We start from the raw sequence: 23,440 nt of genomic DNA, 5'->3' as shown, positions 1-23,440 counted from the left end.
AAAGACTCCGCGGCGTATTACCGGCGGGTGCGGCGGCGGCGCATGAGGAGGCAGGTGAGACCCAGGACGGCGAGCGAGGAAATACCCGGCTCAGGCACCGCCCCCATGGCGGAGAGCATGAGGTCATTCCCTCCCGTGAGGGCGCCGGTGTCAAAGTCCGCCTGGTAGAACATGGCGTAGTCCATGCCGCCGATGTTGACGAAGCCGTCCGCGCCCATGTTCGAGTAGTCAGAGGCCAGGTAGTGGTCGGAGTCCCACACCATGTTCGTGAAGAAGTCAGAGAGGCCCAGGCCGGTATCACTGAGGACGAGCCAGTAGCGGCTTTCCAGCCCGGTCTCGCCGCCGCCCCAGGTGCCATCAATGCGGGCACCGTCCACATAGATCTCACCGGTGACGATGATGCGGTCTGCGCCCAGGGGGCTGGAGCTGTCGAAGTTCACAAAGAGCGTGCTCTGCGAGGCGGCCCCGGTATTGGTGACGAGGTTCAGATTCCCCTGGATGCTGAGCGCACCCACAGAGGTCATGGTGCCGCCAGTGAGGGTGCCATAGCTGCCAATGTACACGCCGCCGGGGGACTTGATGGTGCCAGAGCCCCCCAGCAAGCCACGCCCGGTGGTGTTGTTCTCCGTGCCGGCGGCATCATTGCCATGGCCCACGCGGACGCTGGCATTCTGCTTCTCCACATAGCCGTCCACGATCATGGTGCCCTGGGAACCATTCAACCGGCCGACGAACAGATAGGCATCGCTTGCCGTGGCCTCGTCATAGAACTTCGCATTGGCTCCGACGTAGAAGTACCCGGTGCCCTTCTCCCCCACGGTGACGTCGCTCACCTTGTGGTACATCTCGCCGCCAGTGAGGTTTACGGTGCCGGTGTGGTTCGTGCCCAAACCGATGGAGAGGGCGTTCGTGGCGGTGACGGTGCCGCCGCTCTGGTTGAAGGTGGCCGTGCCGAGACTCGTGTTCGTGGAGTAGTCGCCCGTGTCCCCCGCGACGAAAAGGTTCCCCTTGATGAGCATCTCCCCGCTCTGCACCTCCACCAGGCTGGTGCCCGCACCGCGGCCCATGGAGAGCTTGTTCATCTCCGCCCGGCCGGAGATCAGACGGAGGGTGCCGCTCCCGTCCTGCCCGATGTGCACATCCCCGCCACTGACCAGGGATCCGCCGTCTATTTCAATTAACCCCGATGCCGCCGCCAGCGTGGCATTGGCCGCATCCCGGCCCACCACGATGTTGGCCCCGGTGGTCACGCTGTACAGGCCGCCCGAGCTCACATACACCTTCCCCACGCTGCCTGCGGCCACGGCGATCCAGTCCCAGTTCGTGGAGCGGTTGATAAACTCCCCACCGGTTTCAATATAAATGGTCCCCTGCCCGTTCGCGCCGATGTAGAAATCCCCCACGTTCCCGCCCGTATCGCGGATGAACTTGCCATTGGTACGGATGGTAAGCGTGCCGGCCCCGGTGGCGGCCCTGCCAAGGTTGTTTCCAAATCCCTTCGGAATCACCCCGCTGGTGGTGTCCAGGGCGTTGGTACTCTTGATGAACTGGGCGGAGTTCTCGATGATCATGCGTCCCACGCCATCCCGCCCGATGTTCAATTCGCCAAAGTCCATCGTCATCAGCGCCCCCTCCCCGTCCAGATGCAGCAGCCCCTTGGACGTCATCCCGTTCAACGCTCCGGCTGACCCCATCTCCACCGTGCCACGGGCGTTGAACCGCCCTCCGGCCTTGATCAACAACACGCTCTCCACTGCGGAGGGGTAGAAGCCGATGCGGGTGACGCTCTGGTTGTAATTCCAAACTTTTTTGGTGTCGTCCCACGTCGTGGTATGAGCGCCACCTTCCAGCAAGCCATCGGATTCAATGGTGATGAATCCCGCGCTGCCATAGAAGGTTGCGCTCTGCTGCTTGCCCAGGTTCAGCGCGGTGGTCTGCCCGCTCCAGTTGCCATCCGCCGTGGCCCACAAGTTCATCACTGCGGAACCCGCCGCCCCTGTGCCGTCACCGATGCGGATGATCCCATTTGCCGCAGTCCCGTGCGTCCCCACGTGGACCTCGCCCACGGGGAAAAACACCTTGCCGTCCTTGATATCCAGAGTGCCTTCACCCCAGTTGCCGATGCGCACCCAGTTCGTGCCCTTGGTGTGGGCGAGGATCCCACCATCCACGGTGATGGTATTGCCGTTATCGACACCGAAGTCAGCGCTCGCCCCATTCGTGGAATTGGTGTTGCCCACTCCCCCGCTGGTCCCGGCCACCCAGGTCACGATCCGCGCCACACCGTTCTCATCCGTGCCGATCAGAACACTGTCACTTCCGTTCGTGCCCGTAAGGGGTCTGAACTCAGGATCCCAGATGAGAGGATCATGCCAGTTGCCGCTGCCTTTGGCCACAATCGTGTCTGAATACAGCGATGCAGGCAGCAGGCTCAAGAGGGTAAGAACAACTACAAAGCGTGGGGGCATGCTTTGTAATTACCTAAAATCTCAACCTTAGAACTAACAGCTTGTTACAGTATCGACACACGCATCAAGCCGCCTAAAACACTCATTATAAGGGATTTTCCACCCACCAAAGCCGTTTGCCATGAGGAATAAACATCGATTTTTTACTCCACACAAACACACGTGTCTTACAACATTGGTGCGACACATTTTCACCATCAGGGAGGCTGGCCACCAGGCTTTGGCAAATTCACCCTTCAGGCATTGCCCCAAGTCCATGCTAGGACTTTTCCCGGGAGCGCCTTCAGGTATTCGTGAAGACGCTGTTTTACGCTTTTAAACCGCGAGATTTCTGCTGGGATCACCCGGTATCTGGAACGCTCTCTGAATGAACAAGGTGTGTCAGTTATGAGAAACCTTTGTCAGTTCGGATACATTCGTGCTACTGGGCGGTGCGAACGAATTCACACCCCGCCATTCTACACATTTTTTCAGAATGAGAAGCAGGAAGTTGAAGTTTTATGTGAAATTTTGGCGGGTTTAGTGAAACAACACCCGCCCCATGGGGACTTCGGGAGGTGCGGGATGGGCGCTGGCCGGGCAAACTTCAAACTTCAAACTTCAAACACCAGGCACCAGACACCAGGAACCGCCTTCCGTTTTCCTTGCAGACCCGTTCACGGTCAATATGCTGCGCCATGCCCTACGCCGACCCCGAGAAACAACGCGCCGCCATCAACGCCGCCCAGCGGCGTCGTTATGCCGAGGACGCGGAGTTCCGGGAGCGCAAGCTGGAAGCCCGCCAGACCCACCGCAAGACCGAGGAAGGCATCAAAAGCAACCGCGCCGCGGTGAAAAAGTGGCGGGAGAACCATCCGGAGGAGTACCGGGTGTACAATCGCGAACGCATGCGCAAGGCCCGGGCCCGGAAAAAGGCCGCAGCGCTGGCGGCAGCGGCTGCGACGGCAGAGGGGGCAAAGGGCGCAGGAACGACCAAGACGGCAAAGAAGCAGCAGCCAGCGAAAAAGGTTGCGGCGAAGAAGGCGCCCACGAAGAAGCAGGCGGCAAAGCGAGTAAAGGGTTAGGGGGTGGACGTTAAGGGTTATGGGCAAAGCGCCCGAACAGCGCCCATCCGCTCCCAAACCCCGATCAAGATCCGCAGCAGGGTTGGAGTACCGCCTTTAGGCCAATGCCAACAGGGAAAAGGTAACCAGGCCGATGATTTCCCTTTTGCGAACGAGCTGAGGGCTGAAAGCCCGGAGTGATGGCAGACGCCATGACGGCGGGCTCAACAGGCAACGTGCCTGGTGCCACGAGAAAGACACTGATCCACACCATCATGGCGTCTGGTATATAGGGGTAGGAACGACGCATTGGTTTGCGCCGCCCCTCCCTCCAAACCGGACTGGCGGATCTCCCGCATCCGGCTTTCCGTCAGCAGTTGGCTCCTCTACGGAGACTGGCGTAAGCTTCTTCTTGGGCTCTCTTCAGGCTGTAGAGCCCAAGTTCTTCAAAGTAGTGGTTGGGCCATCTCTGGTGATCTTTCCCGCGGGCTCGACCTGGTCGATTGCATCTATGTCGCAAAATGCTTCGCAACCGGCCTCTCATCCAGCCATCCAGCGCCTCAAGTGAAGCCTCTTCGGCCTGCGCAAAATAACCGTATACACCTCTCATCACAGGGTTCACCCGAGCAATGATGGCGTTGAGGCTCTTTCCGTTGGCTCGCTTGGTCATTGGCTTGATCTGCCTTTTGACCTTCTTCACACTCCGGGGCCGGATGTACCGTTTGATCTTCCCGTCGTGCTCGCTGCGAAAGAACCTGTAGCCAAGGAACTCAAAGCTCGCCTTGGGTTGCCCCATGTCCACGATCTTTGTTTTCTGAGGATGCAGCTCAAGCCCGGTGACACCACTCACGCAGGATCTCATAGGCCTCCTGGACCTTCGTGGCGCTCTCACACAGGATGACCATGTCATCAGCGTATCGCACCATTTCCAGCCCTTTCTGACTCATGAGCCAGTCCAGCGGGTTGAGGTAGATGTTGGCCAGAAGCGGACTGATGACCCCGCCTTGCGGCGTGCCTGCATCCCCCTCGGTCCCTTCCACCTCTCCCATCTGTTCCATCACTCCCTGCTTGAGCATCGACTCCACCAGGCCAAGCACCTTCCCATCGCAGATGCGCTCCTTGACCAGCGCCAGCAGCCGCCCGTGCGGGATGCTGTCGAAGTACCCTTTAATGTCCACGTCCACCACATGGACCAAACCGCCCTTGAGCAGTCCATCCACGCGACGCAACGCGTCTTTACAACCACGTCCAGGTCGGAACCCATAACTGTGCGGCGCAAACTCATGCTCAAAGATTGGTTCAATCACCATCTTGAGCGCTGTCTGCACCACGCGGTCGCGCACCGTGGGAATGCCCAGCGGCCGCTTGCCATCGCCTCCAGCTTTGGGGATCCACACCCGTTTAACAGCACTGGGAACGTAGGAACCTTCTTGGAGGTGCTCCTTCACGGCGAGCAGCCGCTTCTGGCTGTCTTTGGCGAAGTGTCCCACACTGATGCTCCCGCAAGGCGGGACCACAGGCCCCTGCGTTGGACTGCACCTGCTCCCAGGCCATCCGGAGGGTTCGCTCCCCATGGACCTTGTCCATGAGGCTGAACCACACCTTTCCTTTGACCCCGTTTGCCAGGGCCTCCAGTATCTTCTCACTCCAGACCCCGTGTTTGGCCCTGTGTTTGATCCACAGGTCCTCTTGCCCTTGTTTATCCGTTGCCGAAACTGACGGGCAGCTTTCTTCACACGGTCTTTCCTTCGAAGCATCTGCTTTCCTGCCGCCCTTGGCTCCACCGGAATTACCCGGGTTCAACGCTACTATGGCAGCTCTGACTCCTGTCAGAGGGCTTGCGCCCTCCTGTCCTGACAGGTCTCCTGTGTTCACTGCACTACCCTTGCCAGACATACCATCACCAAACACCCCGTCGTTCCCACACACAGCCTCCGAGGCTCGCCGTGCGTGGATCCCGTCGCTCATGGCAACAGCATGGCTTCGCCCTGACGTCGCAGGCTCGCCGAAGGATTGAGGCCGAATCGTGTTCACTTGTATTATGGTCTGAATGGTTCTCTCGATTGCTCCCCACCCCGCCTCACGGCGACGCAGTTATGTTGAGTTCTCAGACGGTCATCGGCACCATCTGGCCGAAGTCTTCCACTCCGGAGGGTTGTAACAACTTCACAGCGCACGACCCCGGGCCCTTGGCCCTCAGTTTCATCATGCTACGGTGTTGATCGCTCCATCCAATTTTTCCCTGATGGCATTCGCCTTTAGGCGGCTCAGGAAACTATCCTCCCACCACCATCGCCCCAACCCAGCAACGCACCTCAACCAGCGCAGCGCATCAACCAGCGCAGCGTCTCAACCAGCGCAGCGTCTCAACCAGCACAGCGTCTCAACCAGCACAGCGCCTCAACGTGCCGCTTGCGGCACATCTCAACTTCCCCCTCCCTCGCCCCTCACCGGCATCAAGAGCACCTTGTCCACCCGGTGGCCGTCCATGTCGATGACCTCCACACGGTAGCCCTGTTCCTCGAACCAGTCCGCCTCCTGGGGCACGCCACCCATGCGGCGCATGAGGTACCCTGCAAAGGTCTGATAGTCACGCTCCGCCGCCGGAGGCAGGGTGAAGCCCTGTACACTTTCCTCGAACGTCTCACAGTCCATCATCGCATCGATGAGCCAGGAGCCATCGTCCCGGCGCAGGGCGCGAGGCTTAAGCCGTACGTCCTGGGAGGGGAAATCGCCCACAATGGCCTCCATGATGTCATGCACCGTGACCAGCCCGATGACGCTGCCGAACTCATCCACCACCAGCGCGAGGTGCTTGCCGGACGTCTTGAAGGTGTCCAGCAGCTTGGACGCCGGCGTGGTGTCCGGCGTCATCAGCATGGGCGTCATGACATCCCGCACCCGCACCGGCACGCCGGCCGCCAGGTTCGCATAAATAGCCTTCACGGACACCACTCCCACCACATGATCCCGCCGCCCTTCATACACTGGGAAGTACGAGTGCCCGCTCACCACAATCTTGTGCCAGAGCAGATCATGGGGCTCATCCGCATTTACCCAGATGATCTTCGCGCGCGGCGTCATCAGTTCCCGCGCCTGCAGGTGGTCGAGTTCGAGAACGTTCTCCACCATGCTGGACTCCGTGGGCACGAAGACCCCCGCCCGCATCCCCTCCCGCATGAGGGACTTCACCTCCTCATCAGAGATGGTCTGCTCCTCCGTGATCTTGATGCCAAAGAGACGCAGCATACCGTCCGTAGAAGCGCTCAGGAAATCCACCGCTGGTCCCGTAATACGGGACAGCCGCCTCATTGGCCGCGCCAGCATCACCGCATACCCCTCGGGATGGTTCAGCCCCAGCCGCTTGGGAATAAGCTCCCCCACCACGAGCGAAAGGTAGGTGATGGCCACCACCACCAGCACAAAGCTGACCGGCTGCGCATAGTGCTGCAACCCTGGAACCTCTCTCAACACCACCACAAGATGCTCTGACAACGTGGCCCCTCCATAGACCCCGGTCAGGATCCCCACCAGCGTGATGCCAATCTGCACCGTGGCCAGGAACCGGCTCGGATTCTCCGCCAGCTCCAGGGCCACCCCGGCACGGGCGTGGCCAGCCTCTGCCAGCGAGCGCAGACGATTCCGCTTGGAGGAGACCAGGGCGATCTCCGCCATGGCAAACACTCCGTTGGCAACCACCAGGACAAAGATGATCGCGATTTCAAACAGGATTACACTCATGCATTAGTAAATATCGTGCTCCATGTACCTCCACACGGCCACTGCCGTCCTCCCACAGAGCACCTCTCATTCCATGGCCAGCCCCGTTAGGGCGCTGACATCCATTTTACCAGAACCAGGCGGGATCTGACTCCTTCAGATCGCGCCTCACCGCCCCGGCTGCTCCCTTTTCAGATCAAATCAATCTCAATAGATCATCTTGGAGTCCGGCTCGGCCGTCTCCACCATGCTCACCGCCTCCACCATGGGCACCGTCTGATTTCCCTCCTGCCGGTAGGTGACCTTTCCGATCACCTTCACCCAGCCCATGTCTTTGAAGGCGGGCGGGGCCTTCCCGAACTCCACTGGGATCGAGTATGGCCGGGCGTCAGCCGCGCAACACTGCACCTGCAGGCGGAAAATGCGCACCCGGGTCCCCGCATCATTGTTCACCTTCTCCGGCATCACCTGCGCGATCGTTTCCACAGACTGGCCGTTGAGCACGGACTGCACCTCCTTGTCGCCAGCGGTGTAGAAGATCTCCGGCACCTCCAGCATGAAGTTGCCCTCCTTGCTGCGCGGCACTTGGGCCTCCAGATCCGCCAGGGTGAAGTGGCCGTAGTTTTTGGCCTCGGCACCGGCACTCTTGGCCTGCCGGTCCAGCTCCTGCGGATTCACGGGCGGCATCACATCCCCCGGCTGTCCAGCGGCCGCCTGGGGGCCGGGAGGCGAGTCCGCAGAAGAGGTCCCTGCCATCGTCGGACTCCCCGTCCCACGATTACCCGCCTCTTTTTTCAGTGAGAACTGGTCGGCCAGCCCGCCCTGACCATAGTTCTGGTTGTACAATCCCTTGTTAACCACCGCCCGGGAGCTGAACTGGTCCGGCGTGTTGATCGCCGCGTAGCTCACCGGGACCGCCAACAGGAAAATGGCGACCAACCGGCCGACCACACCGCTTTCCTCCAGAATGCCATGGGCATGCGTATGGTCGTGGTCATGATCATGCGTATGGTCGTGATGATGATCATGGCCATGACTGTGTCCATGGTCGTGATGGTCATGACCGCAGCACCCTTGCTTCACCCCTGGTTCATGGGAATGAGCATGAGTGCGCCCATGCGCCACCTCATTCTCGTGATGCCCATGGCCGCAGCCAAGACCATGCACATGCACCTGCGATTGCACAGGTGCCGCAGCTTTTTCATAGGCAGCCTCAAGACCATGACTGTGCCCATGCCCATGCTCATGGCTGCACCCGGGCCCGTGCACATGCCCATGCTGGTGGCCATGGGCGTGATCATGCTTGTGTCCGTGATCGTGATCATGATCATGGTCATGGTCGTGGTCGTGGTCGTGACCACAACATCCGCCTGCGTCTGCGTCATCCGAGCAGCAATCCGCTTCCTTCGCCGTGGTCGTAACCAGATTGAACAGCGCCAGGATCATGAGACCGATACCGGCCACCAAGACCATGGGCCGGAAAATCCCGTCTGCAGGCAGGTAGTTCACCAGTCGGCCGCTGGTATAGAAGTAGAGCATTACTGCGCCCCACAACATCAGGAGCAGAACGCTGGTCACATGAATGGCAGTGCGTTTCGTCATGGTTTGGCTTCAGTTGAAGATGAGGGAGATACGGCGGACGCGGGTGCTGGAGGTGAGGCCGGGGCCGCAGCAGGAGCACCCGCGGGCCCACCTGCACCCATACTTGAGACAGCAGTGGGCACCGGCTTGTTGGAAAGCTTGCCCACCCACTTCGCCCACGGCTCGCAAAGCAGAGCCACGAGCAGGAAGATGGCCGCACACAGCCCGACCAGGAACTTCCGGCGGAAAACCGAGGAGTACATGAAGACCAGCTTCACATCCAACATGGGGCCGAAGACCAGGAACGCCAGCTTGGCCGCATTGGAGAAGCTGTCCATGGGCGCGGCGATAAACGCGTCCGACGTGCTGCACAGCGCCAGGGCAAAAGCCAGGCCCATGAGCGAGGGCACTGCAAAGAGCTCATTCCCCGCCACCGCCGTGATCTTGCTCTGGTCCACCTGCGTGTTGAAGGCGGCGGTGATGATCACCCCGATGGTGAAGTACATCGCCGTGTCCAGGAAGTCCCGCATGGCCGTGCGCATGGCATGCGTCAGTTTCGCATCGAAGGTCTGGGGCGCGCCATTGGCCGCCGCCCCCTTGCCAATGCCCCGGACCACTGCGTCTGTGAGCACATCCGCCGGCTTCTTCCGGATCAGCACCAGCCCCACAATGACGGCCACCGCGTAGCCCAGGGTGATGCGGGACAGCGTCATGGTTGCATTCCCGATGCCAAACACCCCGTCTATCTTCTGGAACTCCTTGAAGGCCGTGAGCGTACTCGCGATGACGATGGGGTTGATGATAGGGGCACTCAACAGGTAGGTGATGCCGCAGGAGATCGGCAACCCCTTCTGCACCAGCCTTCGCACCACCGGGACCACCGCACACTCACACACTGGGAACACCAGCCCCAGAAAGCCCGCCGCAAAGGTGGAGAGGACACGATTCTTCGGGAGCACACGCTCCAGGAGCTTCGCAGGGAGGAAGGCATCAATAAACCCCGACAGCAAAGTGCCGACCAGGATGTAGGGAGCCCCCTCAAAGAGAATGCTCAAGAAGGCCTTCAGAATATCACCGGTCGCGCTCGGTTCAGGCAGGGTCATGCAAAGGTGTACGAAATGTGAATGAAGCCCCTACTAACGTCCGAAGACATCCGGTTCAAACGGGGAAACACACACATGACCACTTTTCACAGGTCCATTGGACAACTGCTCCGCGATGCTCTTCGTATTTCCCCTGTCACCGCACCAATCCCCAAACCTTCCCTTGCCGCGTGGCGTATCCCTGCTAGCACTTTTCCCGAGTTCAAACCTAAAACACTGAACGGAACCACACCATGGCCCATACCCTGCCTCCTCTTCCTTACGACAAAGCCGCCCTCGAGCCTCACATCGACGCCCAGACGATGGAAATCCACCACGGCCGTCACCACAACGCCTATGTGACGAACCTGAACAACGCCATCGCTGGCAACGCACAGCTCGAGGCCCTCAGCATCGACGAACTGAACAAGAACATCAACAGCGTGCCCGAAGGCATCCGCACCGCCGTGCGCAACAACGGTGGCGGCCACTGGAACCACACCTTCTTCTGGAACATCATGGCCCCGAACGCCGGTGGCGCGCCCAAGGGTGAACTCGCCGCCGCCATTGACGCCGCCTTTGGCAGCTTCGACGCCTTCAAGGAAGCCTTCGCCAAGGCTGGCGTGGGCCGCTTCGGCTCCGGCTGGGCCTGGCTGGTGAAGAAAGACGGCAAAGTCGCCATCACCTCCACCCCTAACCAGGACAACCCCCTCATGGACGGCTCCGGCACCCCGCTGCTCGGCATCGACGTCTGGGAGCACGCCTACTACCTGAAGTACCAGAACAAGCGCCCTGACTACATCGCCGCCTGGTGGAATGTGGTGAACTGGGATGCCGTCGCAGAGCGCTTCGCCGCTTAATCGCCGCGCCCAAATCTCTGCCCTCCCTCTCAAATGGCCGTCGCACCCCGACGGCCATTTTCGTTTCCCCACCCCCAGAACCAAGCACCAATCACCAGCATCCGCAGGCTGAAGCCCAATGCCATCAGGGAAAAGGTTGGGCAACGCGATCAACGCCGTTGCATGATGAAACTGAGGACCAACGGTCCGGAGTCATACCAGCCTGGGGCAGCGCCCCATAAGCGCTAACTTAAGAGGCTTTGAACACGCGGCATTCTTTTTCGCTTTCGTTCGGCGAGTCTTGAGCGATCTGATTCCAGGAACTCAGACAGTCAGCGATTCGCAGCGGCGGCCAAGTAGCCGCCTGGATCAACTCAATGAGCCACTCAGTCTCCCGCCAGTGGCTGCGGGGGCGTTTCATTCTCCAGCCAACGTCCTCCCCAGGGGGAAAGGGCCGCCGCGTGGCGCTGCATCTTTTCACTGAGTAAAGCAATGAGCAGTTTGGCGTAGACCCACGCTCGACTGGATCGCTCATCACTTTTGGGCAGGTGTCCGACATCTCCCAGTGATTTGAGCCTCTTGAAAGCCAGTTCAATTTGCCAGCGCACCCGATACCATTGAAGCACCTCTACATCGCTCAGCGTGTCCCTTGGCACGGTGGTCAGCACCACGATCCAAGCCGTGTGCTCCAAGGTGGCTGCGCGCAGTTTGGTCTGATCTTGTTGAGCGCGTCGCTGCACTTTGCGTTGTGCCAAAGCGGCAGCTTCCACGCTTTTGCGCACGGCGCACAGACGCACTGGCACACGCTTTTCCAAGGAGTCCTCCTTACGTGGGCGCACCCAAAGATCCAGGCCCGCCGCCGCTCCCGGCTGCTTGAGCTTGCGGAGCCAGGGCAGCAGGACAACTGGACGTCCCTGCTCATCTTCCAATGGGGTGTTTTGTTCGTTAAGCCGCATGATCACATGCGCCCCGCCCCGATAGACATGCTCGATCCCCAACAGGTGGCTAAAGCCGCGGTCTGCCAAGAAGCAGTCTCCAGGGGCAACTTCAAAATGCTTGAGCGATTCGCCATTGCCAGAGCCCCTGACTGGATTGAGACGGAAAAAGTCACAATGCCAATCAGGCACTCGCAAGCTGTAGTGGATGCGCCATTGACTGCCCGTGGCGCCGGGCTCCTTGATGGTCGTGCCATCCACCAAGCGCAGCTTCAAGCCGCGGTAAGCCGCCGGCAGTTGCAACCGACTTTGGGCAAAAAGCCCTGCGCAAAGCTGCTGCAGCCACCCCTCGCACAGAGCAAACCTCTTGTGCAGGGCCACATCAGACATGCTGATCCAGCCTGCTGCCTTGCCTACCACAGAAGCAGTGCGCAAAGAACAGCCGTGACCTGCATGCAGCAGTAAAACACGCAACAGACTGCTCAAAGACTCCGCGCCACGCAGGCGCTGGACGGCCCCGGTCGTCTTGGCCAATGACTCCCAATTCTCCGGAAGCAGACTCAAAAGGTAATCCCAGTTCTCATCGGGCAAGGAGGGCATGCCGCACGCTAGCCAAAAAATCCTACCATGTCTATGTTAAGTTAGCGCTTATGGGGCAGCGCCCCAGGGATAGATGGCCAAACTACCCATGAGGGCTGTAGGCCCGGTGTCATCAAGTCTGCCTATGACGAGCATCCCTGAATGACGTCGGGCCTACAGCCCTCAAGATCTAAAACGAGCGCCTACCTTGGGCGTTGCCCAAGGCTGCTATCATGCCGGGCTTTCAGCCCTCAGCTCGTTCGCCAAAGGCAAATCATCGACCTCACCAGCTTTTCCCTGATGGCATTGGGCTGAAGCCTGCACTCCGTACAAATTCACTCCCAACACCTTGCCCACTGACGCACAGCCCACTGACGCACTGCTCCGGGCCCAGCATTTCCTCCCGCCAAAGCACTCGCGCCCTGGTCTCCATCGTGCTATAAGCCCAGCGACCAATGCCCTGCACGTTAGCCAGACTGCCTTGCGGCGTCATCTACACTGAAGCTTTCAGCGAGCACCTTGCCCGCGTCCATGCGGAGCAAGCGCCCCATCATCCCAAGCGGGTGATGACCTTCGAGTACGTGCGGTGTGCCAGCGGCCCCATGCGAGGCCGCGCCTGGTGTCAGGTCCTGTGGCTCCCAGATGAGGTGGTGCCAGACTACCGGCGCTACCGCATGGGGCGGATCACCGTGCACTTCCCCAAGACCTCCCAGCATGGGCTGCGGGAGCGCTGTCTGGACTATATCAATGGCCGCGTCGTCGTGCGGCCGTGAAATTCTGGGCCATCCAGCATTTCCGTTTTTGATCACCGTCGGCAGGGCGATTTTTAGATCATTGCTCCTTGTCAGAATACGAACTCCACAGCATGGCTTCACCGATCTCAGACCAGTCCTGACCGGTGAACTCTTCCCCACAGCTCAGTTCTTTCATGCCTGATTTGCGGCGCATCCCACAGTTGGATGGGATCCGGGGCATCGCCATTCTCATGGTGCTGGTCTGGCACTACGTCAGTTGCTCAGTGATACCCGATTCTGACCGACTCGCTCGCGTAGCCTCCAAGGTCTTGGGGTTCACTTGGAGCGGCGTAGACCTATTTTTTGTTCTCTCTGGATTTCTTATCACAAACATCCTTCTCTTGGCCAAAAACTCGCCCAACGTTTTTGCCACCTTTTACATCCGGCGGGCATTCCGGATTCTCCCGTTGTATTATTTGCTATTTGCTAGCTTCGTCGGGGTCGTCACGCTCACCCCGCTCCCTAAGGATCCTCGCTTTAGCTTACTCTTTGAGAACCCCCTTCCCTTGGGCGCGTACGCCACCTTTACCCAGAACATCTTTATGGGAATCAAGGGGGGCTGGGGGCCCCATTGGATCGCCGTTACATGGTCACTAGCGGTGGAAGAGCAGTTTTACCTCCTGGCGCCATTTGCGGCAGTGCTCCTTCCGCGCCGAATATTCATCTCGCTTGTGGTGGCAGGGATCGTGTTCGCCCCTGCGCTTCGATGGCTCAGTCCCGGTTTTCACGCATTCGTGAACACTCCATGGCGCCTTGACTCGCTACTCATGGGCTCCCTCCTTGCGATTGGTTTTCAGCACCAAAAATTTCTGACCGTCGCTGCGAGGCACTTTGGGTTGCTAGCCGCCATGTGGGTCTCCCTCCTTGCAGTAGGCTGCTTCATCAAGATCCGGGGCGGGTTCACCACACAACCTCACTTTCTACTCGCCCTAGGCTATGGCCTGGGAATTTTGCTCACTCTCCTCCGACAAAACTCTCCACATGGACGGGCCTTGGCCCACCCAATCTTGGTTTGGTTTGGAGTACGGTCATATGCCATCTACCTTTTGCATCAACCAGTCAATGGACTCCTCCATGGGTTCATCTTGGGTCGAAATCCACAATTAGTCAGCCTCAGTGATGCTTGGGTGACCTCGCTCGCATTGGTGGCCACGCTGGCGCTGGCAGCCCTCTCCTTCCGGTGGCTGGAGCAACCCCTGCTTCGCTTTTCCCATCGGTTCCAATATCGTGGAGAGGCCTACGTCAGGGCTTCCTAGCAAGATCTTTCGTTCCTGATAAGATGATCCTAGTCCCCATGACATTCGTTCTGTGGCGGAAGCGACACAATCTTGAGCGCAAAGCAGCCATATTTGTCTTTCATTCCTGAGTCGCGGGGTGCTAGAGTCCGCGCTCCCCTCTGACTGTTCATTTACGCAGAGTTTAATACCCTAATCTGCACTTTCCGGGTCGACTGACTGAGGGCGGTAGCGTGCTCAGAGAAAGACGGTCGCCCTTTTAATAATTCCTAAAAAAAAGTTTCAGAGATGTTCGTTCTCGGCCTCAATGCCTACCACGGCGACTCCTCCGCCGCCATCCTCCAGGACGGGCAGGTCATTGCTGCCGTCGAAGAGGAGCGCTTCCGCCGCATCAAGCACTGGGCGGGCCTCCCCACCGAGTCCATCAAGTACTGCCTGGAGGTGGCCGGCATCTCCTATGGCGACCTCCGCCATATCGCCATCAACCTTGACCCCAAGGTCAACCATGGACGGCGACTCCTCCATGTCTTGCGGCACCTCCCCTCCCCAAAGCTGATCCTGGCCAGGCTCGCCAAACTGGGCAAGACCACCAGCCTGCGTGACACGCTCAACACCGCCTTCCCCGGTCAGCCTCTGCACCCAGAGGCGCAGGTGCACCACGTGGAGCACCACCTGGCCCACCTCGCCTCTTCCTACCTCTGCAGCCCCTTCGAGGAAGCGGTCAATGTTTCCGTGGACGGCATGGGCGACTTCGCCTCCGCCGCCTGGGGCATGGGCCGCGGCCAGGACCTCTCTGTGGATGGGCGCGTGTACTTTCCCCATTCCCTGGGCATCTTCTACTCCGCCCTCACCCAGTGGCTGGGCTTCCCGCACTATGGGGATGAGTACAAGGTGATGGGCCTCGCCCCCTACGGCCAGCCCCATTTCCTGGACCAGATGCGCCAGATCGTCCGCGTGCAGCCCGATGGGACCTTCCAGCTCGACCTGCGCTACTTCCGCCACCATCGGGAGGCCGTACCCTACTCCTGGGACAACGGCTCCCCAGAGGTCGGCACCCTCTTCACCCCGGAACTGGAAGCCCTCCTCGGCCCTGCTCGGAAAAAGGACGAACCGCTGGAGCAGCGGCATCGCAACATCGCCCGCTCCATCCAGGCCATGTTTGAGGAGGCCCTCTTCGCCCTCCTGGAGCAGTTGCACCCCCGTTATCGCTGTGATGCCCTCACCCTTAGCGGCGGCTGTGCCATGAACTCCGTAGCCAACGGCAAGGTTTACCAGCGCAGCCCTTTCAAGAAACTCTACATCCAGAGCGCCGCTGGCGATGCCGGCGGGGCCATCGGCTCCGCCATGGTCGTCGCGCAGACATTTCCGAATTCAAAATTCAAAATTCAAAATTCAAAATTGGCAGCCCAGATCGCCCCCAGTTCCGCCGACCCAAGTCCGGCCATTCCGAATTCCGCAGCTAAAAATTCCTCATTCATCATTCCTAATTCAACATTAGCCCCCCTGCCCCGTCACCACTGCCGCCACGCCTACTGGGGCCCAGAGTACACGGAGGCCGACTTCACCACGCTGCTGGAGTCAGAGAAAGCCCGCCTGGATGAAGCAGGCTGCCACATCTCCCTGCACCCTGACGCAGCCCCCCTCTGCGACGCCGTCGCCCGCGCGATCAGCGAAGGCAAGGTCATTGGCTGGTTCCAGGGCCGCCTTGAATGGGGACCGCGCGCCCTGGGCAACCGTTCCATCCTTGGCGATCCGCGCCGCGCCGACATGAAGGACATCCTCAACGCCAAGATCAAGCGTCGCGAATCCTTCCGGCCCTTCGCCCCCAGCGTCCTTCGGGAGGAAGTGCCCGCCTGGTTCGAGACCGACGACGACGTGCCTTTCATGATGCAGGTCTTCCAGCTCCGTGAGGAGAAGCGCCCCCAGATCCCCGCCGTCACCCATGTGGACGGCAGCGGCCGCCTCCAGACCGTCTCCGCCGACACCAACCCCATCTACCACCAGCTCATCAGCCGCTTCCACGCCCTCACTGGCGTGCCCATGGTGCTGAACACCTCCTTCAACGAGAACGAACCCGTCGTCTGCCATCCGCGCGAGGCCCTGGAGTGCTTTCTTCGAACCAAGATGGATGTGTTGGTGCTGGGCGGGTATTTGGTGGTGAGGTAGCCTTCATTTCTCTTTCACACCTCCCTAGTGATCACATTCCTCGCCCGTCTCGCCTTCCGGCTGGTCAAGCTCATCCTCGTCGTCGCGGTGCTGCTCGGTGTGGCGTGGATTTTCCGAGAATCCCTGCTTAGAACCGCCGCCCGTACCTGGGTGGTGGATGATCCTGTCCTAAAAGCAGATGCCATAGTCGTTTTGGGCGGAGGAAGGGACTGGCGCCCCTTTACCGCCGCAGACATGTATCTTGCGGGGCAGTCTACGGTTGTTCTGGTGACACAGCCAGAGAAGAGCCCATCACAGAATCTCTTGCAGCAGCCCAGCGAGGCCGAAATCAACACCACTGTTCTCACAAAAAAAGGGGTCCCATCCACAGCCATTCGGCCCCTTGGTCAAAATGTCACAAGCACACGGGACGAGGCCCTCGCCCTTCGTGATTGGGTCATCGCGCATCAAGCAAAGGACATATTGATCCCCACAGACCCATTCCACACCCGACGCGCCCGTTGGATTTTTCAACGGGCTCTGGAGGGAACCGGCGCAACTGTACATGTTCGGGCCATTCCCCACCCTCGCTACTCAGAGACGGATTGGTGGAGGCACGAGGATGGATTCATCGCCTTTCAAACTGAACTGGCGAAAAGCCTGTATTACCTGTTGAACTACTAGGCGACACTTGGCCTCAACAGAATGTCCGCCCGAACACCACTCAGTCTGGAAGCAGAATTGAAAGACCGCTCCACGCACATAATGCCCAGTCATCTGGATTCACAACGAGGTCTCGGTTTCACGATCTTCCTTTTTGTGGCGGCATCATGGCTGGCATTTTTGATCTTCTTCGGGCGAGCCCCAGCCACGGACGAAGTGTTTTTCAAGTGCACTGGTCTGTCTTGGCTCCTGGGAGGTCCTTGGGCTGCAAAGGAAGAGACGGGCTTTTTCGGACCCGCAATTCAGCCGGGTATCGAGGAAATTTTCTTCACCTACCCCCCAGGATATCCCCTGGGATTTGGCCTGTTTGCCAAACTCTTTGGATTTAGTTGGAGAACCTGTGTCGCTTATGACGCAGTCATTCATCTGGCCCTCGTCTTCACCTTGGGCATCTTTTTTGGCAAATTGGACGGCAACGTTAAAAAGTGGCGCTGGTGGATCGCCACCGGATTGATCTTTGCCGGGGCTGCGGGCCGTCCAGACGAACTTGCCATGCTCTTCGGCTACGCAGGACTGGCTGCGGCTTCTTCCTCGCAGACCTCCACCCGAAACTTGTGGATCAGCAATCTTCTTCTGGCGTGTTGTAGCGTGGTCAGCGTGCCCTGTATCATGGTTCTTGGAACAATCCGCGCGGGATGGATTCTTTTTTCCAGGATGCCGGCGTCACGCAAGGCGCTCCAGACTTCCACCCTCCTACTTTGTGGAGCTGCGGCATGGGCCGCGACAGCCCTTTGGGCAACGGGGGAACATCCTGGAGCTCTGACACAAAACATCGCGGTCACATTCGGCCTCGTGTCCTCCCCTGGAGCCGATAGTGTTCAGCAGCTTCTTATCTACTATCCTACGTCTGTAGCGGCAACTGCCTTGCTGGCGCTGTTGGGGGTTTGGCAATTGATCAGAAGTCGGGGGATCGAAGAGTTCCTCTCGTGGTGTCAGTTTTGGGTTGCACCCTTATTGGTGTGGGCCTTCTTTTTCACCCGTTACCCGCATCAAGGTTACTACTACTGGTTCTGGACGCCTTGGTTGATCGCTGCTGCAAATCGCGGATTTGCGAACCCGCGCCGCGCTTCTCAATTTTTACCCGCCGGGATTGCGTCCACTGCATGCATGCTGTGTAGCATTTCAGTGATCGCTCTCCTTGCCGTAAAGAACGTGCGTTATCTGCTGATCACTGCCAGTTTGCCAAAAACCCAGCACTGGACCGCACAATCCGCGCTTGTAAGAAGCCTCATCCCTCCGGGCTCAAGGGTGCTGGCATGGGCCCACTGGTGGTCCATCGGCGACCAATGCCAGGTGTACGACAATCTGGTTGCAGAACAAATCGATCCTGAGAATCTCGACTACATGGTGCTCACAGCGCACGGGACAGGAACGCCGGGCCTTCACCAACCGCTGCCTGAAAAACTGCAGGCCGCGATCAATCGGGGGGATTTCAAAATGGTACATTCTACCATCGATGATGCTCCCAGTCGGATGATGGGAATCCCCCTCTCTAACAGCGCATGGGGAGCGGGATGCATCATCTACAAGGCCATCCCGAAACAGTGACGATTCGAAAACAGAGCATCCAGATCAATCGAGTACAACCCACGCAGAACTCAACCTTTGCACTCACCAGCTTCATCAATGCCGCCAGACCCCAAAACCATTTTGGTAATTGAAGCCGGCCGTACGGAGGCCCACTACTGGCGTGACCTCTGGCGCTATCGCGAGCTTTTTGCGTTTCTTGCCTGGCGGGACATCCTGGTGCGATACAAGCAAACGGTGATTGGCATCGCTTGGGCGCTTCTTCGACCACTGCTCACCATGCTCATCTTTACCGTCATCTTTGGAAAAGTCGCCAAACTCGATTCCGGCCCGTTGCCTTACGCAATTCTGGTAGGAGCGGCCATGCTTCCATGGCAATTCTTCGCGAACGCTCTGACCGAGTCCAGCCAGAGTCTTGTTTCAAACTCGAATCTCATTTCCAAGGTCTATTTCCCCCGCCTCATCTTGCCGGCCAGCGCGGTTGTAGTAAGCCTGGTGGACTTCGTCATTTCCTTCGCCATCCTCGCTGGGCTTATGGTGTGGTACCAGCACATCCCGGGCTGGCAGGTCTTCGCCCTGCCCGCATTTGTCGTCCTTGCCATCTTGGCCGCGCTTGGGCCTGGCCTCCTGATAACAGCGCTAAATGTCAAGTACCGAGATTTTCGCTACATCATCCCCTTCATCGTCCAATTTGGTCTGTTCATCTCTCCCGTAGGCTTTCGCACTTCGCTCATCCCGGAACAATGGCGCCTGCTCTACTCATTGAACCCCATGGTAGGCGTTATTGACGGCTTCCGTTGGTGCTTCGGGGATGAATCCGGCTTATCCACCACGGGCTTCTTTTGCTCCCTTGCAACTTCTGGGCTCCTTCTCATCGTAGGAGTCCGTTACTTCCGAAGAATGGAACGACGCTTCGCAGATATCATATAGTAGCAGTTCAATCGTTCCACCTCCAACCGTTTTCAACATTCATGCTGAAAAGGTGCCAGTTGAGCATGAATGCCGCTTGCCTCACCGATACGTCCGCACTTTCATCGAACCGATCATGAGTTGATAGTTGACCGCCTACGTGGTGACGCAGTCACCCGACAACCGCCCAGCAATCTAATGTCGGATTACATCATCAGCATCGAAAACCTCGGAAAGAAGTATGCCCTGCGCCACGCGACAACAACAGCTCGCTATACCGCCCTCAGAGATGTAATCACCAACAAGGTTGGCGCCCTATTCCGCCCGGCAAAGCAGGAAATTGCACGATCTGAAGATTTTTGGGCACTTAAAGATGTTTCATTCGAAGTCAAACAAGGTGAAGTTCTTGGCATCATTGGGCGAAATGGAGCTGGCAAGTCCACGCTTCTCAAGATTCTTTCTCGGATCACCGAACCTACGAGGGGACGTGTGACCCTTCGCGGGCGAGTCTCCAGTCTCCTTGAGGTGGGAACTGGCTTTCATCCTGAACTCACTGGCCGAGAGAACATCTACCTCAACGGGGCCATATTGGGGATGACCATCTCCGAAATTAGAAGCAAATTCGATGAAATAGTCGCATTTGCCGAAATAGAACGATTTCTCGACACACCAGTCAAACACTATAGCAGCGGAATGCATGTTCGACTCGCATTCGCTGTGGCGGCCCACCTGGAACCCGAAGTCTTGATAGTTGACGAGGTGCTTGCGGTCGGTGACGCAGAATTCCAAAAACGCTGCTTGGGGAAAATGCAGGATGTTGCCCAGAGCGGAAGAACAGTATTGTTCGTCAGCCATCAGCTGAACGTCATTTCCACGCTTTGCCGCCGTTGCATCCTACTGGAGGCGGGCTCGAAAAAACTCGACGGGCCGACCAACGACGTGATAGCGGCCTACCTTAGCTCAACAGAATCTGTTGTTTCTGAATGGAAAGGTATTGCAACCGCTGCCCTTGCGGACGCTTCATTTAGCGTCACTAGATTTGCGCTTGTGGACGAAGAGTTGCAGTCGCTGAAGCAAGACATACCAGGCCACTCCAAGTTTGGGGTACTTATTGAAGGCGTCATTGAGGAGCCGACCCCCCTTTTGACATTGGGCTATGCAATCTACGCTGACAACGGCCAACTTCTTTGGTGGTCACTGCAAACTGATACCGCTGAACAATGTTGGCCAGTTCTGTCTCGTGGACCGAACCGTTTTATCAGTTGGATTCCACAGAATATGTTAAACGAGGGCTCGTATCGATTTGAACTTATTGTGAGTATCCACTGGTCCAAATGGATCAGTCAACCGATGGCTAACGCCCCTTCTGTTTCGCTCCAAGTGAGAGGTGGCTTGAGCGAGTCTCCCTACTGGGTGGAAGCACGACCAGGCGTTTTGGCCCCTGTATTACCCTTTATCAAACTTTAGCATATGGGACACATAAGAATGGGGGCTCCAAAAGAGCTCATCCTCAAGCTACTTGAGCGACTTCCTGCGGATTGCTTTGTTGAAACTGGTACTTTTATGGGCGGGACTACCGAATGGGCAGCCTCTCACTTTCAGAAGGTGATAACCATTGAAGTCAATCCGGAGATCAGTCGGACAACTTCTCGGCGACTCGCCCACCTAATCAACATCGAATTTGTGATTGGGAATAGCGCTGAGGTCCTCCCGACCATCGCCAAAAGGTTAGCCGGAGCTACCGTCTTCTGGCTTGACGGTCATTACTGCGGGCCAGGGACCGGTGCCGATATCGACGAGTGCCCCATTGTAGCAGAAGTGGAGGCGTTGAAATCTTGCGTAAACCCGATAATATTGATCGACGATGCACGGTGTTTCCTCGGTCCGCCGCCTCCGCCACACAAATCCGAACACTGGATCGGCATCGACGATCTCTTCAATCTGCTATGGAAGAATTTCCCAAATCATGTCACGACCATACTGGATGATGTGGTGGTTTGCGTCCCCAAGATGCTTAAGCCCGTCTTGGATGAGGACTGGCACAGTAATTTTGCCGAACGATATCCGTTTTCCTCGACTCAAAGTGGAGTTTTCCCTCGGCTGACAAACTTCGCTCGAAGGGTGCTTGCCCGGCTGGGCAATTGAACAATTCCGACACTTGCAACAAAGGAAAATGACATCCCTGCTCGGCCGATCTCTCAACTTTGCAGCGAGGAAGCTCAGGCAACTCCAGCTGGAAAGGCAATTCAAAACAGAATTCCGTCAATTCGAATCCATGTCACAGGCGGCAGGAGTCTCCACCCCAATGCCTTGGGAGAAAAGTTGGGCGTTGATGGACGACAGAACTGCCACAACCGGATTTGACACCCATTACGTCTATTTTCCTGCATGGGCGGCACGCATCATTCATTCAACTGCCCCAGCCCTTCATATTGATCTATCTTCAACTCTCCACTTCGCAGCGATCGTTTCCGGATTCGTCCCAGTGGAATTCTACGACTACCGCCCAGCAAATCTAAGACTGTCCAACCTCACCACTGGAAAGTGTGACCTCACCAACCTGCATTTTGAGTCCAACTCAATCCTTTCACTGTCCTGCATGCATGTGGTGGAGCACATCGGGTTGGGTCGCTATGGTGATCAGTTGGACCCCGTGGGCGATCAACGGGCCATGCAGGAACTGATTCGGGTTCTCGCTCCCGGAGGAGATCTCCTTTTCGCGGTTCCTATTGGCAAACCAATGATCGTATTCAATGCCCACCGCATCTACTCCTACCGCCAGGTGATCAACGCATTCAAAGATCTTGAGCTTAAAGAGTTCAGCCTTGTTCCAGACAATGCCATTGACGTTGGCATGATTCCAAACCCGAGTGAAGCCGAGTCTGATCATCAGGACTATGGATGTGGGTGTTTCTGGTTCAAAAAACCCCGATAGGAACGTCTCAACGGCGGATACCCCCATGCAGCCAGCACCTACTCACGTCAGACAGTTCCCACTTTTTCGCACGGCCCGAAAAATGGTCTCCAGATTCATCCCGGCTCCATTGAAGCTGACGAGACGTTTGGTCGAAGGGATTGTCGCCATCACCAATTATACAGTGGCCTCCGGGCCATTTACGGGAATGCGCTACGTAAAAGGGGCCTCTGCGGGCGCATATCCCCCGAAACTTCTCGGCATCTACGAAAGAGAGTTGCACCAGAGCGTGAACGCCATCGCAGCGTGGAATCCGAGCTGCGTAGTTCACATAGGAGCAGCTGAAGGGTACTATGTGGTGGGCATGGCGCGCCTTACAAATGCAAGGCAAATCGCCTTTGAAATAGCTGAAGAAGGCCGGTCTCTCTGCCGCAATCTTTCGCAGCTAAACGGAGTGGATCACTTGGTCCAAATAGAGGGGCGGTGCAATCTGGCCGACTTGGCCCAAATGCACTTTAACAGTGAACGCGTAGCATTAATCTGTGACGTCGAGGGTGCTGAGGACGTACTTTTAGACCCAGGCGTAGCCGTCTGGATGAGCCGTGCAATGGTGCTGGTGGAACTGCATGAATTTGAGGCCCCCGGCGTGAGCGACCGCCTTCTCAAGAGATTTGCAGCCTCTCACCACATCACGAAGGTTCTGCCCGAGAGCAGAGATTGGCACGAATGCCCCACCAGAGCGGGAATAGACCAATTCATCCCCCGTCGCTATCGCGCCAAGGTAGTGTCTGAAGGACGCCAACACGAGACGCCTTGGTTGTTCATGAGCCCTATCGACTGCACCGGCAAATAGTGCAGTTGCGTGCAGGCATGATCATGCGGCATTGGGTCCGTGTGCCGATTCCCAAATCACGGCGGAGTGGCATTTATAGGCGATATTGAAGGA

19 protein-coding genes are annotated in these 23,440 nt (G+C 57.9%); 12 read left to right on the top strand and 7 right to left on the bottom strand.

Going from position 1 to position 23,440, the window contains the following annotated elements; translation table 11 throughout:
- Positions 1 to 17: 17 nt before the first annotated feature.
- On the bottom strand, positions 18 to 2,468 hold the full coding sequence (locus tag VSP_RS05980; protein ID WP_157210758.1) for an autotransporter outer membrane beta-barrel domain-containing protein: 2,451 nt from the start codon (positions 2,466 to 2,468) through the stop codon (positions 18 to 20).
- A 677-nt stretch (positions 2,469 to 3,145) separates the two neighbouring features.
- Between VSP_RS05980 and VSP_RS05975 the strand changes: the two genes are divergently transcribed.
- A complete protein-coding gene (locus VSP_RS05975) occupies positions 3,146 to 3,532 on the top strand; it encodes a hypothetical protein (RefSeq protein ID WP_009959402.1) in 387 nt (128 codons plus the stop codon).
- Positions 3,533 to 3,881: 349 nt separating this feature from the next.
- On the opposite strand, the gene VSP_RS43820 is transcribed toward VSP_RS05975, so the two are convergent.
- The 5 genes from VSP_RS43820 to VSP_RS05955 all read right to left on the bottom strand — a co-directional run bounded on the left by VSP_RS43820 (position 3,882) and on the right by VSP_RS05955 (position 9,915).
- The gene (locus VSP_RS43820; RefSeq protein WP_343123276.1) at positions 3,882 to 4,181 is read right to left on the bottom strand and encodes a group II intron maturase-specific domain-containing protein; all 300 of its coding nucleotides are present in this window, start codon (positions 4,179 to 4,181) and stop codon (positions 3,882 to 3,884) included.
- Positions 4,182 to 4,338: 157 nt separating this feature from the next.
- Positions 4,339 to 5,028, bottom strand: coding sequence for a reverse transcriptase domain-containing protein (locus VSP_RS42920; RefSeq protein WP_198141325.1), 690 nt, complete (start codon positions 5,026 to 5,028; stop codon positions 4,339 to 4,341).
- 907 nt (positions 5,029 to 5,935) lie between these two features.
- The gene (locus tag VSP_RS05965) at positions 5,936 to 7,252 is read right to left on the bottom strand and encodes a hemolysin family protein (RefSeq protein WP_009959399.1); all 1,317 of its coding nucleotides are present in this window, start codon (positions 7,250 to 7,252) and stop codon (positions 5,936 to 5,938) included.
- A 186-nt stretch (positions 7,253 to 7,438) separates the two neighbouring features.
- Positions 7,439 to 8,833 carry a TIGR03943 family putative permease subunit gene (locus VSP_RS38960; RefSeq protein ID WP_009959398.1) on the bottom strand — a complete coding sequence of 465 codons (1,395 nt, stop codon included), beginning with the start codon at positions 8,831 to 8,833 and terminating at the stop codon, positions 7,439 to 7,441.
- Positions 8,830 to 9,915 (bottom strand): permease, encoded by a 1,086-nt coding sequence (locus VSP_RS05955; protein ID WP_009959397.1) that lies wholly within the window; start codon positions 9,913 to 9,915, stop codon positions 8,830 to 8,832. Before VSP_RS05955 ends, VSP_RS38960 begins: the two co-directional genes overlap by 4 nt.
- Positions 9,916 to 10,148: 233 nt before the next feature.
- Here VSP_RS05955 and VSP_RS05950 point away from each other — a divergent pair, with 233 nt between their 5' ends.
- A complete protein-coding gene (locus VSP_RS05950) occupies positions 10,149 to 10,754 on the top strand; it encodes a superoxide dismutase (RefSeq protein WP_009959396.1) in 606 nt (201 codons plus the stop codon).
- A gap of 365 nt (positions 10,755 to 11,119) precedes the next feature.
- Here VSP_RS05950 and VSP_RS05940 read toward each other — a convergent pair whose 3' ends face one another.
- Positions 11,120 to 12,268, bottom strand: coding sequence for an IS4-like element ISVsp14 family transposase (locus tag VSP_RS05940; RefSeq protein WP_009959393.1), 1,149 nt, complete (start codon positions 12,266 to 12,268; stop codon positions 11,120 to 11,122).
- 434 nt (positions 12,269 to 12,702) lie between these two features.
- Here VSP_RS05940 and VSP_RS05935 point away from each other — a divergent pair, with 434 nt between their 5' ends.
- The 10 genes from VSP_RS05935 (at position 12,703) to VSP_RS05885 (ending at position 23,347) form a co-directional block, all read left to right on the top strand.
- Complete coding sequence (locus tag VSP_RS05935) at positions 12,703 to 13,020, top strand: hypothetical protein (RefSeq protein WP_009959392.1); 318 nt, start codon at positions 12,703 to 12,705, stop codon at positions 13,018 to 13,020.
- A 155-nt stretch (positions 13,021 to 13,175) separates the two neighbouring features.
- Entirely contained in the window at positions 13,176 to 14,297 is a 1,122-nt protein-coding gene (locus VSP_RS05925; RefSeq protein WP_009959390.1) for an acyltransferase family protein, read from the top strand.
- A 267-nt stretch (positions 14,298 to 14,564) separates the two neighbouring features.
- Positions 14,565 to 16,442 (top strand): carbamoyltransferase family protein, encoded by a 1,878-nt coding sequence (locus VSP_RS05920; protein WP_009959389.1) that lies wholly within the window; start codon positions 14,565 to 14,567, stop codon positions 16,440 to 16,442.
- Positions 16,443 to 16,469: 27 nt separating this feature from the next.
- On the top strand, positions 16,470 to 17,105 hold the full coding sequence (locus tag VSP_RS05915; RefSeq protein WP_009959388.1) for a YdcF family protein: 636 nt from the start codon (positions 16,470 to 16,472) through the stop codon (positions 17,103 to 17,105).
- Positions 17,106 to 17,126: 21 nt separating this feature from the next.
- Positions 17,127 to 18,692, top strand: a complete 1,566-nt coding sequence (locus VSP_RS05910) for a PLP-dependent aminotransferase family protein (RefSeq protein WP_157210757.1) — start codon at positions 17,127 to 17,129, stop codon at positions 18,690 to 18,692.
- A gap of 78 nt (positions 18,693 to 18,770) precedes the next feature.
- Complete coding sequence (locus tag VSP_RS05905; RefSeq protein ID WP_009959385.1) at positions 18,771 to 19,601, top strand: ABC transporter permease; 831 nt, start codon at positions 18,771 to 18,773, stop codon at positions 19,599 to 19,601.
- Positions 19,602 to 19,778: 177 nt separating this feature from the next.
- Entirely contained in the window at positions 19,779 to 21,047 is a 1,269-nt protein-coding gene (locus tag VSP_RS05900; RefSeq protein WP_009959384.1) for an ABC transporter ATP-binding protein, read from the top strand.
- Between the two features lie 3 nt (positions 21,048 to 21,050).
- Positions 21,051 to 21,725, top strand: coding sequence for an O-methyltransferase (locus tag VSP_RS34075; protein ID WP_009959383.1), 675 nt, complete (start codon positions 21,051 to 21,053; stop codon positions 21,723 to 21,725).
- Positions 21,726 to 21,753: 28 nt separating this feature from the next.
- Positions 21,754 to 22,515 (top strand): DUF268 domain-containing protein, encoded by a 762-nt coding sequence (locus VSP_RS05890; protein ID WP_009959382.1) that lies wholly within the window; start codon positions 21,754 to 21,756, stop codon positions 22,513 to 22,515.
- 82 nt (positions 22,516 to 22,597) lie between these two features.
- The gene (locus VSP_RS05885) at positions 22,598 to 23,347 is read left to right on the top strand and encodes a hypothetical protein (protein ID WP_009959381.1); all 750 of its coding nucleotides are present in this window, start codon (positions 22,598 to 22,600) and stop codon (positions 23,345 to 23,347) included.
- The last annotated feature ends 93 nt before the right edge of the window (positions 23,348 to 23,440 follow it).

It is taken from the genome of Verrucomicrobium spinosum DSM 4136 = JCM 18804 (assembly GCF_000172155.1).
In the GTDB taxonomy this organism is placed as follows: domain Bacteria; phylum Verrucomicrobiota; class Verrucomicrobiia; order Verrucomicrobiales; family Verrucomicrobiaceae; genus Verrucomicrobium; species Verrucomicrobium spinosum.
This window is presented reverse-complemented; position numbering and strand designations above follow the sequence as displayed.

What these genes read in the sequence shown, in the direction of transcription:
- VSP_RS05980 (WP_157210758.1), bottom strand. Translation starts at nt 2,468, where the DNA reads ATGCCCCCACGCTTTGTAGTTGTTCTTACCCTCTTGAGCCTGCTGCCT.
- VSP_RS05975 (WP_009959402.1), top strand. Translation starts at nt 3,146, where the DNA reads ATGCCCTACGCCGACCCCGAGAAACAACGCGCCGCCATCAACGCCGCC.
- VSP_RS43820 (WP_343123276.1), bottom strand. Translation starts at nt 4,181, where the DNA reads ATGACCAAGCGAGCCAACGGAAAGAGCCTCAACGCCATCATTGCTCGG.
- VSP_RS05965 (WP_009959399.1), bottom strand. Translation starts at nt 7,252, where the DNA reads ATGAGTGTAATCCTGTTTGAAATCGCGATCATCTTTGTCCTGGTGGTT.
- VSP_RS38960 (WP_009959398.1), bottom strand. Translation starts at nt 8,833, where the DNA reads ATGACGAAACGCACTGCCATTCATGTGACCAGCGTTCTGCTCCTGATG.
- VSP_RS05955 (WP_009959397.1), bottom strand. Translation starts at nt 9,915, where the DNA reads ATGACCCTGCCTGAACCGAGCGCGACCGGTGATATTCTGAAGGCCTTC.
- VSP_RS05950 (WP_009959396.1), top strand. Translation starts at nt 10,149, where the DNA reads ATGGCCCATACCCTGCCTCCTCTTCCTTACGACAAAGCCGCCCTCGAG.
- VSP_RS05940 (WP_009959393.1), bottom strand. Translation starts at nt 12,268, where the DNA reads ATGCCCTCCTTGCCCGATGAGAACTGGGATTACCTTTTGAGTCTGCTT.
- VSP_RS05935 (WP_009959392.1), top strand. Translation starts at nt 12,703, where the DNA reads ATGCCCTGCACGTTAGCCAGACTGCCTTGCGGCGTCATCTACACTGAA.
- VSP_RS05925 (WP_009959390.1), top strand. Translation starts at nt 13,176, where the DNA reads ATGCCTGATTTGCGGCGCATCCCACAGTTGGATGGGATCCGGGGCATC.
- VSP_RS05920 (WP_009959389.1), top strand. Translation starts at nt 14,565, where the DNA reads ATGTTCGTTCTCGGCCTCAATGCCTACCACGGCGACTCCTCCGCCGCC.
- VSP_RS05910 (WP_157210757.1), top strand. Translation starts at nt 17,127, where the DNA reads ATGTCCGCCCGAACACCACTCAGTCTGGAAGCAGAATTGAAAGACCGC.
- VSP_RS05905 (WP_009959385.1), top strand. Translation starts at nt 18,771, where the DNA reads ATGCCGCCAGACCCCAAAACCATTTTGGTAATTGAAGCCGGCCGTACG.
- VSP_RS05900 (WP_009959384.1), top strand. Translation starts at nt 19,779, where the DNA reads ATGTCGGATTACATCATCAGCATCGAAAACCTCGGAAAGAAGTATGCC.
- VSP_RS34075 (WP_009959383.1), top strand. Translation starts at nt 21,051, where the DNA reads ATGGGACACATAAGAATGGGGGCTCCAAAAGAGCTCATCCTCAAGCTA.
- VSP_RS05890 (WP_009959382.1), top strand. Translation starts at nt 21,754, where the DNA reads ATGACATCCCTGCTCGGCCGATCTCTCAACTTTGCAGCGAGGAAGCTC.
- VSP_RS05885 (WP_009959381.1), top strand. Translation starts at nt 22,598, where the DNA reads ATGGTCTCCAGATTCATCCCGGCTCCATTGAAGCTGACGAGACGTTTG.